9 protein-coding genes are annotated in these 11,835 nt (G+C 65.4%); 4 read left to right on the top strand and 5 right to left on the bottom strand.

The features are described 5' to 3' along the window. Positions 1-73: 73 nt before the first annotated feature. The 5 genes from clpX to K0M74_RS17855 form a co-directional block, all read right to left on the bottom strand. Positions 74-1,345 (bottom strand): ATP-dependent Clp protease ATP-binding subunit ClpX, encoded by a 1,272-nt coding sequence (gene clpX / locus K0M74_RS17875; protein ID WP_088442921.1) that lies wholly within the window; start codon positions 1,343-1,345, stop codon positions 74-76. A 255-nt stretch (positions 1,346-1,600) separates the two neighbouring features. Then, positions 1,601-2,251 carry an ATP-dependent Clp protease proteolytic subunit gene (locus K0M74_RS17870; RefSeq protein WP_088442919.1) on the bottom strand — a complete coding sequence of 217 codons (651 nt, stop codon included), beginning with the start codon at positions 2,249-2,251 and terminating at the stop codon, positions 1,601-1,603. 151 nt (positions 2,252-2,402) lie between these two features. Further along, entirely contained in the window at positions 2,403-2,741 is a 339-nt protein-coding gene (gene fdxA, locus K0M74_RS17865) for a ferredoxin FdxA (RefSeq protein WP_088442917.1), read from the bottom strand. 113 nt (positions 2,742-2,854) lie between these two features. Then, positions 2,855-3,214 (bottom strand): RNA-binding S4 domain-containing protein, encoded by a 360-nt coding sequence (locus K0M74_RS17860; protein WP_293975587.1) that lies wholly within the window; start codon positions 3,212-3,214, stop codon positions 2,855-2,857. After that, positions 3,214-5,982, bottom strand: a complete 2,769-nt coding sequence (locus tag K0M74_RS17855; protein ID WP_293975585.1) for a helicase-related protein — start codon at positions 5,980-5,982, stop codon at positions 3,214-3,216. Before K0M74_RS17855 ends, K0M74_RS17860 begins: the two co-directional genes overlap by 1 nt. 271 nt (positions 5,983-6,253) lie before the next feature. Between K0M74_RS17855 and K0M74_RS17850 the strand changes: the two genes are divergently transcribed. From K0M74_RS17850 to K0M74_RS17835, 4 genes are all read left to right on the top strand, one after another. Further along, positions 6,254-7,795, top strand: coding sequence for a M23 family metallopeptidase (locus K0M74_RS17850; RefSeq protein WP_293975583.1), 1,542 nt, complete (start codon positions 6,254-6,256; stop codon positions 7,793-7,795). Between the two features lie 239 nt (positions 7,796-8,034). After that, entirely contained in the window at positions 8,035-9,033 is a 999-nt protein-coding gene (gene hemB / locus K0M74_RS17845) for a porphobilinogen synthase (RefSeq protein ID WP_293975581.1), read from the top strand. Between the two features lie 22 nt (positions 9,034-9,055). Beyond that, entirely contained in the window at positions 9,056-11,311 is a 2,256-nt protein-coding gene (locus K0M74_RS17840; protein WP_293975579.1) for a spermidine synthase, read from the top strand. Next, positions 11,308-11,835, top strand: a 528-nt coding sequence (locus tag K0M74_RS17835; protein WP_293975576.1) for a gamma carbonic anhydrase family protein, incomplete at its 3' end; no start/stop codon positions are given. The genes K0M74_RS17840 and K0M74_RS17835, both read left to right, overlap by 4 nt.

Genomic DNA, 11,835 nt, shown 5'->3' with positions numbered 1-11,835 from the left:
TTTTTCTTTACACTTCGCTTTTCCTATATAAAAAATATTTTAAACCCCCGGGGCGCCCCCCGCCGACTCGGGGTCAGGCGGCGTCGCCCGCCACTTCCTTTGCTTTGTCGGCATAGACGCGGACTGGATCCTTGCGGCCCTCGACGACGTCCTTGTCGACGACGATCTCGACCACATCGGTCAGGTCGGGCAGATCGAACATTGTGTCGAGCAGGATCGCCTCGACGATCGAGCGCAGCCCGCGGGCGCCAGTCTTGCGTTCGATCGCTTTCTTGGCGACCGCGACCAGCGCATCGTCGGTAAAGGTCAGCACGACCTCTTCCAGATCGAACAGCTTGCGATACTGCTTCACCAGCGCGTTCTTGGGCTCGCCCAAGATCTTGACCAGCGCATCGATGTCGAGATCCTCGAGCGTCGCAATGACGGGCAGACGGCCGACGAATTCTGGGATCAGGCCGAATTTCAGCAGATCTTCAGGCTCAATGCTCTTCAGCACTTCGCCCATGCGGCGCTCGTCCGGTCCCGCAACATGCGCGCCGAAACCGATCGACTTGCCCTGCAAGCGGTCGCCGATGATCTTTTCGAGGCCCGAAAACGCGCCGCCGGCAATGAACAGGATGTTCGTCGTGTCGACCTGCAAGAATTCCTGCTGCGGATGCTTGCGGCCGCCCTGCGGCGGAACGCTCGCGGTCGTGCCTTCCATCAGCTTGAGCAGCGCCTGCTGCACGCCTTCGCCCGACACGTCGCGGGTGATCGACGGATTTTCGGCCTTGCGGCTGATCTTGTCGATCTCGTCGATGTAAACGATGCCGCGCTGCGCCTTTTCGACATTATAGTCGGACGACTGGAGCAGCTTGAGGATGATGTTCTCGACGTCCTCGCCGACGTAACCGGCCTCGGTCAGCGTCGTCGCGTCAGCCATGGTGAAGGGCACGTCGAGGAAGCGTGCGAGCGTCTGCGCGAGCAAGGTCTTGCCGCTGCCGGTCGGACCGACGAGCAGGATGTTCGACTTCGCCAGTTCGACCTCGTCGCCGCGGCCTGAATTGGCGAGGCGCTTGTAATGATTGTGGACCGCAACCGACAACACGCGCTTGGCCTTGTTCTGGCCGATCACATAGGCGTCGAGATGCTGGCAGATTTCCAGCGGTGTCGGCACTGCGCCGTCCTTGCGCGCGGCAACCCCGCCCTTGATCTCTTCGCGGATGATGTCGTTGCACAGTTCGACACATTCGTCGCAGATGAACACGGTGGGGCCGGCAATCAGCTTGCGGACTTCGTGCTGCGACTTGCCGCAGAAGGAGCAATAGAGGGTGCTCTTGCTGTCCGAGCCGCTCAATTTCGTCATAAAACTTCCTTTGGCAGGCGCCGAAATGGCGGTGCCGTCCTTATCCTAGCCCGCGGTCACCCAATTACAATATGGCAATTGGGTGACATCGCGGCAATGTCCCGCCTAGCATCATGGCACCAAACGAGCGTCAACAAATGCGGTTACCAATCCCGTCTTTCGTCATGCCGGACTTGATCCGGCATCCATCGTCGCTTCGTAGCAATGGACCCCGGATCAAGTCCGGGGTGTCGATCTTTGGGATCGGCAGCGCAATCAGGGCGTGGGGCCTTCGCCCAGATCCTTCGCGGCATCGCCTTCGACCGCGCCGGGGCGGCGGTCATAGACATGATCGACCAGCCCGAATGCCTTGGCTTCGTCGGCCTCGAGGAAGGTGTCGCGGTCCATGGCCTTTTCGATGTCTTTCAGCGACTTGCCGGTATATTTGACATACAGGTCGTTCATCCGCTTGCGGATGCGCAGGATTTCGCGGGCCTGGATTTCGATGTCCGACGCCATGCCGCGCGCACCGCCTGATGGCTGGTGGACCATCACGCGGGCGTTGGTCAGCGCGACGCGCATCCCAGGTTCGCCCGCCGCGAGCAGGAAGCTGCCCATCGACGCGGCCTGGCCGATGCACACGGTGCCGACGCGCGGGCGGATATATTGCATCGTGTCGTGGATCGCCATGCCCGCCGTCACGACGCCGCCCGGCGAGTTGATGTACATATAGATGTCCTTCTTCGGATTTTCCGATTCGAGGAACAGCAGCTGGGCGGTGATCAGCGACGCCATATTATCCTCGACCTCGCCGGTGACAAAGATGATCCGTTCGCGCAGCAGGCGTGAGAAAATATCAAAGCTGCGTTCGCCGCGGCTCGTCTGTTCGACGACGACGGGGACAAGAGCGGCGAGCGGGTCGATCATTGGAAATGCGTCCTTATGCTATTGGAGCGCCGCGCCGAGAACCGGCGGGCTGGCCCCTCGGTCACCTACATCGTCGCCAAGCGAGAGGGATTCAAGGGGGCAAAAGAAAGGGGCGGGAAAGTCCCGCCCCACTGGTTTGTCAGATTTGGGATCAGTCGCCGGTGCCGGGCTCGGGCGAAAACAGCGTCTCGAACTTGCCTTCGACGCCCTTATATTCGTCGGCGTCGGCAGGGCTTTCTTTCTTTACTGTGATGTTTGGCCATTCGGCGCTGAACTTGGTGTTCACTTCCAGCCATTTTTCGAGGCCGCTCTCGGTGTCGGGCAGGATCGCTTCGGCGGGGCATTCGGGCTCGCACACACCGCAATCGATGCATTCATTGGGGTTGATGACGAGCATATTCTCGCCCTCATAGAAACAGTCGACGGGGCACACCTCGACGCAGTCCATATATTTGCACCGGACACAGGCATCGGTGACGACATAGGTCATGGTTTCAGGCTCCCTCAGGTGACGGCAACCGGGCCGTCAATCTCTCTCTTGGCTCGCCTCTATGCCGCCGGGCGGCGGTGCGTCAACGCCTAGCGAGCAGTTGCGAATCACTCTCATTGGATAGGGTCCGGCGCGCGATTGGGATGCACAGCTTTTCCATCGTCGCTGATAGCCGAAATGCCGGTGGCGGGCGGACCGGGATCGAGATTCTGATAACAGGCGCGTGCCTCGTTCGCCGATCCACGGCGGACGGGCAGCGCCAGCAGCCGCACCACCTCGATCCGCTCGCCGACCGGCAGCACCAACGTCTGCCCGACGTGGACCGCGCACGACGGCCGCGAAACGCGCCGCCCGTCGAGCCGGATATGTCCCGCTGCGACCACCGCCTGCGCCATGCTGCGCGAGCGCGCAAAGCGCAGGAACCACAGCAGCTTGTCGAGCCGGATGCTGCCCGCGGCGCCGGGGCTCGCCATCAGTCTTTGCGGCTTTCGGCGAGCAGCGCGGCAAGACCCGCAAACGGGCTGTTCGGCGACGGGCTGCGCCGCGCCGAGCGATCCGCACGCGGGGGATCGGCGCGGGGTTTGTCGGCCCGCGGCTTACCCGGTGCGCCGCGTTTGCCCTTGGCCTGATGGACCGGCAGCCGCCGGCCATCGCCGTTCGCCACAGCGCGCGGCGGGGTGTCGGCGCCCTTGCGCGGCGGTTTACGGCGCGGGCGCTTGTCGGGCTTGCGCAGCCCCGACCAGCGCCAGCGTTGCAGCGCGGGCTCGCCAACGCTGCGGAACCCGAAGCTGCCGAGCAGTCCGCGCCGTGTTTCTTCGTCGAGCCCGAGCGAGGTGGCGAGCGCGGGGTCGATCACAAAGCCGGGCGGCGCGGCAATGTCGGCTTCCGCGCCGATCGGATGGTCGTGATGATGATCGTCGCTGCCTGCGATCGGCGCGGTTGGCGGCGCCGACGCCTGCATCCGGGCGGCATGCGCCTGCCGAGCCAGCTTTTCGGCCATGTCGATGCGCAGCCAGCCGGTGGCGCAGCGGCGGAATCCGGCGATTGTCAGCCCCGCGTGGCTGCCTACTTTTTGCAGCACCGCGCCGTGCGGCGGCAGCACCGGAACCGGCACGCCCTGCTGCGCCGCGATCAGCGCCGCGCGCCAGCGCACCGCCTCGGGCTTCAGCAACGTCGGATGGAAGACGTCGAGCGAGCCAATGGTGAAGCCCAGTTTGCGCAGCTGCGGTCGCTCGTCGGCGGCGAGCGCGTTCAGCTGATCCTCGACCGCAGCGCGGCCGATCATGCCACTGTTGTCGGTCAGCGCGGCGAGCAGCGCGCGGACGCGTGGCGGGGTGAACAGGTCGCCCGCCGCCTCGCCCATCGCGGCGAGCGGGCCGGCGTGACGCGCCAGCTGCGCGGCGATAAAGCGGTGCAGCCGCTCGGTAATCGCCTGCACCTGGACGGGTTCGAGCCGCCGCAGCGACGGGTCGACCTGGATCGTCGGCTGGACCAGCGTCGGCCCCTTGGCGAGCGTCGCAATAGCATGGCCGTGCCAGGCGAGTCGGGGCACCGCGCCCGGTTCGGCGATCAGCGACAAGGCACTGTCGTCGCCCTCGGCCAGCGCGGTGGCGCGGCGCGCCAGCTCGGCGCGCAGATGTTTTTCGGCGGCGGCGAGCAGCATCCGGTGGTCGCTCGCCTTGGCGACCGGATCGACCTTGAACTGAAAACCCTTGAGCGTGCCGATTGCCTCGCCATCGACCGCGACCGTCCCTTCGGGTCCGACCGCCACCGGCAGCGCGGCGTGCCGCTGCCCGGCGTCACGCAGCAGCAGCGCGAGCCGCCGGTCGACGAAGCGCTGCGCCAGCGCCGCGTGCAGTGCGTCGGACAGGCGCGATTCGAGCGCCTGCGTTGCTTCGGTCCACCCCGCCGCGCCCGCGATCCAGTCGCCGCGCTGCGCGATGAAGCACAGGGTCCGCACCGCGGCGATGCGGCTCGCGAGCTGATCGATATCGCCCTCGACGTCGTTAAGCTTCGCCAGCCGCCGCGAAAACCACTCGGGGTCGATCATTCCGTCGCCGCTGGTGCGCCATTGCCACAGTCTGAAAATCGTCCGGCTGTGATGCTCGGCGCCCAATTGCTCGAAATCGGGCAGCCCGCAAATGTCCCACAGGCGCTGGACCGCGTCGAAATCGCCGCCGCGCGCGCGCACCTCCATGTCCCCTGCCAGATGCTTGAGCACCGCGATGTCGACCGCTTCGGGGGCGGGGCGCAGCACCGGCTGCGTCGGCGGCTGCGCCAGGTCGGACAGCAGCTGGTCGAGCGAGCCGAAGCCGGGGGTCGGATTGCGCCAGAACAGGCTGGGCAGCGGCGGGAAATGATGCCCCTCGATCGCCGCGACTTCCTCGGGGGTGAAACCACCCTGCGGCAATCCCACGGTGCCGAAGCTGCCGTCCTGCTGATGCCGCCCGGCGCGCCCGGCGATCTGCGCCATTTCGGAAATCGTCAGGCGGCGGAGACGCCGCCCGTCGAATTTCTGCAAACTGGCAAAGGCGACATGCTGGACGTCGAGGTTCAGCCCCATGCCGATCGCGTCGGTGGCGACAAGGTAGTCGACCTCGCCCGCCTCGAACATCGCGACCTGCGAATTGCGCGTCTTGGGGCTCAGCGCCCCCATTACCACCGCGGCGCCGCCCGAAAAACGGCGCAGCATTTCGGCGATTGCGTAAACCTCCTCGGCCGAGAAAGCGACGATCGCCGAGCGTTTGGGCAGGCGCGACAGTTTGGATGACCCGGCGTAGCTCAGGGTCGAGAAGCGCGGCCGCGTGACAATCTCGGCTTCGGGTACCAGCGTTTTAACTAGCCCGCGGATGCTCGCCGATCCCAGGATCATCGTCTCGTCGCGGCCCCGCGCGCGCAGCAGGCGGTCGGTGAAGACATGGCCGCGCTCGGGGTCCGCGCCCAGCTGGGCTTCGTCGATGCCGACAAAGGCGACGTCGCGCTCGATCGGCAGCGCTTCCATCGTGCCGAGCAGGTAGCGCGCGTCGGGCGGGATGATCCGTTCCTCGCCGGTGACCAGCGCGACCTGCGGCGCCCCCTTGATCGCGACGACGCGGTCGTAAACTTCGCGCGCCAGCAAGCGGAGCGGAAAGCCGATCATGCCGCTCGAATGGGCGGTCAAACGCTCGACCGCCAAATGGGTTTTGCCGGTGTTGGTGGGGCCAAGGACAGCCTTGACCGGCTGGGAAGAGGATGACGTCATTATCTTGGGCACCAAGCTGGCATGGCGGCGAGCGCCGCGCAACTGTCGATCGTCGAACGGTGGGGCGGCGGCCCATTTTTCCGTATCGCTTGCATAATATCCTAGCCTCACCACGGCTTGCCGCAACCGATGGCAGCAAAACCGCCATTAAATTGACTTTAACGACCTTTCTTTACAGACAGGTGGACGAATATCATTCGGCGGCCGGGTTTTGGGAGGTTCGTCGAGCGGGGGTGGCAGTTTGTTTCAGCGTCATGAACCCATCGCGGGGATGTCCGGCAATGCGGCCGCGCTTGCGATGTCGCAGGCGATCCCGCTGCGGCGCGCCGATGCCGATTTGGACGCGCTTGACTGGCGTGACCGGCTGGCGCAGCTCGATCTGGTTTCCGACCTTGGCGACAATATCGGCTCGGTCGAATGGTGGCGCGGGCTGGCGACATTAACCTTGCTCTGCGGCACCGCTATCGCTTCTTTCCCCGGAATTCAGCCGCTTAGTGTCGGCGGCGCCCCGGCGCTCGACACCGCCGATTTCAACGAAGCGCGCGCGCAGATGATCGTGCCGCTCGCGCTCGGCGGCGACACCGGGCGGCATATGGCGGCGACCGACGCCGTGCGTCCGCTGAACCAGACCCCCGAGCGCCCGCAGATCGAACTCACCGCGACGTTGGGCCGCGGCGACAGCTTTGCGCGCCTGCTTGAACGCTCGGGCGTCGGCAGCGGCGAGGCGCAAGCGCTGGCGAATCAGGTATCGAGCGCGGTGCCGCTCGCCGACATCGCACCCGGAACGCGAATTGACCTTATTCTCGGACGCCGCGCCGCGCGTACGATGCCCCGCCCTGTTGACGCGCTGGCGATGCGCGCGCGCTTTGATCTGCGCATCGAAATGGAGCGCGAGGGCGACAGGCTGGTAATGCGGCGCATCCCGATCGCGGTCGACAATACCCCGCTGCGCATCCGCGGCCGTGTCGGCGACAGTCTTTACCGCTCGGCGCGTGCCGCCGGGGCGCCCGCAACGGCGATCCAATCCTATCTGCGCGTGATCGGCCGCCAGATTTCGGTCGGCAGCGACATTCGGGCCAATGACGAGTTCGACATCATCGTCGACTACCGCCGCGCCGAGACCGGCGAGAGCGAAACCGGCAAGCTGCTCTACGCGGGGCTGGTCCGCGGCGGCAAACCCAGGCTGTCGATGCTCGAATGGAACGTCGATGGCCGCACCCAATGGTTCGAAGCATCGGGCGTCGGCGAACAGCGCGGCGGCATGGCGCGGCCGACCAATGGCCGCATCACCTCGACCTTCGGGATGCGGCGGCACCCGATCCTGGGCTATCGCCGGATGCACAGCGGCATCGATTTCGGCGGCGGTTATGGCGCGCCGATCTATGCGGTGACCGATGGCGTCGTGTCGATCGCCGGGCGCCACGGCGGTTACGGCAATTTCGTCAAGCTCAACCACGGCAACGGTCTCGGCACCGGATATGGTCATATGAGCCGCATCGCGGTGCGCCCCGGTCAGCGCGTCAATCGCGGCCAGGTGATCGGCTATATCGGCTCGACCGGCTTGTCGACCGGGCCGCACCTCCATTACGAACTCTATCGCAACGGCCGCGCGGTGAACCCGTCGTCGGTGACTTTCGTCACCCGCGCACTGCTCGAGGGCAAGGCGCTCGCCGACTTCCGCGCGCGCATCCGGACGCTGACTGCGGTAGCGCCCGGCGCGGCACTGACGCCGATCGCGGCGAAACAGGTGGAGGGGCCAAAGCTCGGCAGCCTCGCCGATGTGGCATCGAAACGCGCCGAGGGCGGGATTTGACGATTTCGTCCCCTCCCCTTCAGGGGACGGGCAGCGAGACTTGCCGGCTTGCTGGCTAGTCGCAGCGGCGGGGGGCGCTCTCGGCCTGACACGGCTGTCGAACGACGCACCATCACCCCCGTCCAACTTCGCCTAGCCGCTTTGCGGCAAGGCTCCGCATCCTTCCCCATCAAGGGCGAAGGGATCAAGCCGCCCCAATATCCATTTGCCCCGCGCTCGCGCCCCGCTATGCACGCCGCATGACCCAAGCTGCCTTTCCCGACCTTCGCCTCCGCCGTACCCGCCGCACTGGCTGGAGCCGCGCCATGGTGCGCGAAACGACGCTGTCACCTTCGAACCTCATTTGGCCGCTGTTCGTCTGCGACGGTGCGGGCGCCGAAGAACCGATTTCGAGCCTGCCCGGTGTGTCGCGCTGGTCGGTCGACCGCATCGTCGATCGCGCCTGCGATGCCGTGGCGGCAGGCATACCATGCATTGCGCTCTTTCCTTATACGCAAGCCGACCGCCGGACCGAGGATGGCGGCGAGGCGCTCAACCCGGACAATCTGATGTGCCGCGCCACCGCCGCGATCAAGCAGGCGCTTGGCGACGATATCGGTGTGCTCACCGACGTTGCGCTCGATCCTTATACCAGCCACGGACAGGACGGGCTGATCGACGACAGCGGCTATGTCCTCAACGACCAAACCGTCGATGTGCTCGTCGGGCAGGCGCTGAATCAGGCGCGCGCGGGCGCCGACATTATCGCCCCCAGCGACATGATGGACGGCCGTATCGGCGCGATCCGCGAAGCGCTGGAGGTCGAAGGCTTTGGCCACGTCCAGATCATGAGCTATGCCGCCAAATATGCGTCGGCCTTTTACGGACCCTTCCGCGATGCGGTCGGCTCGCGCGGGCTGCTCAAGGGCGACAAGAAGACCTATCAGATGGACCCCGCCAACGCCGAAGAAGCGCTGCGCGAAGTCGCGCAGGATCTGGCCGAGGGTGCCGACAGCGTAATGGTCAAGCCGGGGCTGCCCTATCTCGACATCGTCCGCGCGGTTAAGGATCATTTTGCGGTGCCGGTCTATGCGTATCAGGTATCGGGGGAATATGCGATGATTGAAGCTGCCGTGGCAGCGGGCGCGGGGGACCGCGACGCGCTGGTGCTCGAAACCCTGCTGGCGTTCCGCCGCGCCGGGGCATCGGGGGTTTTGACCTATCATGCGCTGCACGCGGCGCGGCTGCTGAACGCATAATCGGATAAGGGGTGGGCGTTTTATGACTGCGTTACCGCGGCGCTGGCTGTTTGTGCTGACCATCCTGGTCGGTAGTTTCCTGCTCTTTCAAGTCCAGCCGATGGTGGCGCGGATGGTGCTGCCGAAACTCGGCGGCGCCCCAGCGGTGTGGAACAGCGCGATGCTGGTCTATCAGGCGCTGCTGCTTGCGGGCTATGCCTATGCCCATTGGCTCGGCCGGTTCACGGTGCAGCGTCAGGCGATGATCCACATCGCGTTGTTTCTCGCCGCCGCTTTATGGCTTCCGATCGGCATCGCGCAAATCGCGGCGCCTGGCCCTGGGCAAGAGGCGCTGTGGGTGCCGTTGCTGCTGCTCGCGTCGATCGGTCCTGTATTCTTTGTGGTCTCGGCGCAGTCGCCGCTGATGCAGCGCTGGTTCGCGGCCGACACGCGCGCGGGCGATCCCTATTATCTCTACGCCGCATCCAACCTTGGCAGTTTTGCCGGGTTGATCAGCTACCCCGCGCTCGTGGAACCGAACTTACCGCTGGCGGCGCAAAGCTGGGGCTGGACTGCGGGCTATGCGCTGCTCGTGCTGCTGGTGGCGGCGAGCGCCGCGGCGCGCTGGCATGGCCGCGCGGTCGATACGACGGGCGAAGCCGCTGTCGCCGACGAACCGCGCCCGTCCTGGCGGCGCCAGCTCCACTGGCTGCTCATCGCGGCGGTGCCGTCGGGGCTGATGCTGTCGACGACGACGCACCTCACCACCGATATCGTCGCGATGCCGCTGCTCTGGGTGCTGCCGCTTGGCCTCTATCTGCTCAGCTTCGTGATCGCCTTTTCGACGATGAGCCGGTTGACCGAGGTCTTTGTTTTCATCGCGCCGACGGTGTTGCTGACGGTCGGTGCGCTGGCGCTGCTCAGTTCGGGCGGCGGGTCGTTGATGGTCGCGCTCGCCAGTCTCGCGATGCTGTTTGTGGTCGCGACCGCGCTCCACGGCTATCTGTACCATCTTCGCCCCGCGCCGCAGCATTTGACGCTGTTCTACCTCATCATGTCCGCGGGCGGGGTGCTCGGCGGACTGTTCGCGGCGTTGCTCGCGCCGCTGGTGTTCGACTGGGTTTACGAACATCCATTGCTCACCCTTGCGGCGGCGGTGCTGCTGCCGCTTCCCACGCTGCTGCCGTGGGACAAATGGCTGAAACTGCCGGCGACTACCGCGCGGCTGGTTGTCGGGCTGCTCGTGGTAGGCGCCGCCTTTGCCAGCTGGCGCATGGTCAGCGGATGGTCGGGTCGGCTCGATGGCGATGTGGCGATATGGGGTTTCGCCATCCTTGCGATCGGGTTGCTGGTGATCGGCTGGCGCTGGGCCTATGTCGCTGTCCTCGCACTGCTGATGATCGGAGTGGGTGGCTGGAATACCGTGCAGGACAGCTTTACCGGCGACCGCGTGCGCAGCTATTTCGGTGTCTATACCGTCACCGATTATCCGGCGCAGGGACAGCGGCGGCTGGCGCACGGCACCACGCTCCACGGCCTCCAACGCACCGATCCCGCGCACCGGCGCGAGGCGACAACCTATTATGGCCCGAAATCGGGCGTCGGCCTGGCTCTTGAAAGAACTGAGGCACTGGCCGGACCGAATGCGGCGGTCGGCATCGTGGGGCTGGGGGCAGGAACGCTTGGCTGCTATCGCCGTCCCGGCCAGCGCTGGACGTTTTTTGAGATTGATCCGGTGATGGTCGACATCGCCCGCGATCCCGCCAAATTCACATTCCTGTCCGATTGCGCTGCCGACGCCCCGATCGTGATCGGCGATGCCCGGCTCAAGATTGCAGATCAGCCGCCGGGGCGTTTCGACGTCCTTGTCATCGACGCCTTCTCGTCCGACGCTATCCCGCTCCATCTGCTGACCAAGGAAGCGATCGGTATTTACGCCCGCGCGCTGAAACCCGATGGCATTTTGCTGATCCATATCTCGAACCGCTTCTTCGGGCTCGAACCGGTGCTGGCTGAAGAGGCCAGGGCGCGCGGCTGGACGGCGGCGATCCGGCTCGATCCGGGGCCGCCCGAAGATGGTATCGACGACCTCACCGCATCGAACTGGGTTGCGCTGACCGCGACGCCGCAGCGGATGGCGCAATTGACCGGCGGCCTGCGTCCGCGCGAAAAGGCCGACGAAGATAATGCCTGGGTCGCGCTTCGATCGACCGCGGGCTTCGAACGCTGGACAGACGATTATGCCTCCACCCTGCCCGTGCTCATGTGGGGCAGCCTGATCGGAAAGCGTGCAGAATGACTTACCGCGACGTCAGCATAATCACGGTCAACGGCAAGACGCCGACGATCCACCCCAGCGCCTTCATCGCGCCGGGGTGCCGGATAGTCGGCGATGTAACGATCGGCCCCGACGTCAGCATCTGGTATAATTGCGTGCTGCGCGCCGATGTCAGCCATATCGTCGTCGGCGCGCGCTCGAACATCCAGGACGGCAGTATCGTGCACTGCGACGGCCCGATGCCGCACCGTCCCGAGGGCTTTCCGACAATCATCGGCGAAGATGTGCTCATCGGCCATATGGCGATGGTGCATGGCTGCACATTGGCCGACCGTGCATTCGTCGGGTTGAAAGCAACCGTGATGAATGGCTGCCGCATCGGCAGCGACGCGATGCTCGCCGCGGGCGCGTTGCTGACCGAGAACAAGGAAATCCCCGAACGCGAATTATGGGCCGGCGCCCCCGCACGGCGGGTGCGCGACATCGACGATGCACAGGCGGCGGGGATGCAGATGGGCGTCGCGCACTATGTAATGAACGGACGA

It is taken from the genome of Sphingopyxis sp. (genome assembly GCF_019459305.1).
Lineage (GTDB): Bacteria > Pseudomonadota > Alphaproteobacteria > Sphingomonadales > Sphingomonadaceae > Sphingopyxis.
The sequence above is the reverse complement of the archived record's forward strand: the minus strand, read 5'-3'. Positions and strand labels throughout refer to the sequence as shown.

What these genes read in the sequence shown, in the direction of transcription:
- clpX (WP_088442921.1), bottom strand. Translation starts at nt 1,345, where the DNA reads ATGACGAAATTGAGCGGCTCGGACAGCAAGAGCACCCTCTATTGCTCC.
- K0M74_RS17870 (WP_088442919.1), bottom strand. Translation starts at nt 2,251, where the DNA reads ATGATCGACCCGCTCGCCGCTCTTGTCCCCGTCGTCGTCGAACAGACG.
- fdxA (WP_088442917.1), bottom strand. Translation starts at nt 2,741, where the DNA reads ATGACCTATGTCGTCACCGATGCCTGTGTCCGGTGCAAATATATGGAC.
- K0M74_RS17860 (WP_293975587.1), bottom strand. Translation starts at nt 3,214, where the DNA reads ATGGCGAGCCCCGGCGCCGCGGGCAGCATCCGGCTCGACAAGCTGCTG.
- K0M74_RS17855 (WP_293975585.1), bottom strand. Translation starts at nt 5,982, where the DNA reads ATGACGTCATCCTCTTCCCAGCCGGTCAAGGCTGTCCTTGGCCCCACC.
- K0M74_RS17850 (WP_293975583.1), top strand. Translation starts at nt 6,254, where the DNA reads ATGTCCGGCAATGCGGCCGCGCTTGCGATGTCGCAGGCGATCCCGCTG.
- hemB (WP_293975581.1), top strand. Translation starts at nt 8,035, where the DNA reads ATGACCCAAGCTGCCTTTCCCGACCTTCGCCTCCGCCGTACCCGCCGC.
- K0M74_RS17840 (WP_293975579.1), top strand. Translation starts at nt 9,056, where the DNA reads ATGACTGCGTTACCGCGGCGCTGGCTGTTTGTGCTGACCATCCTGGTC.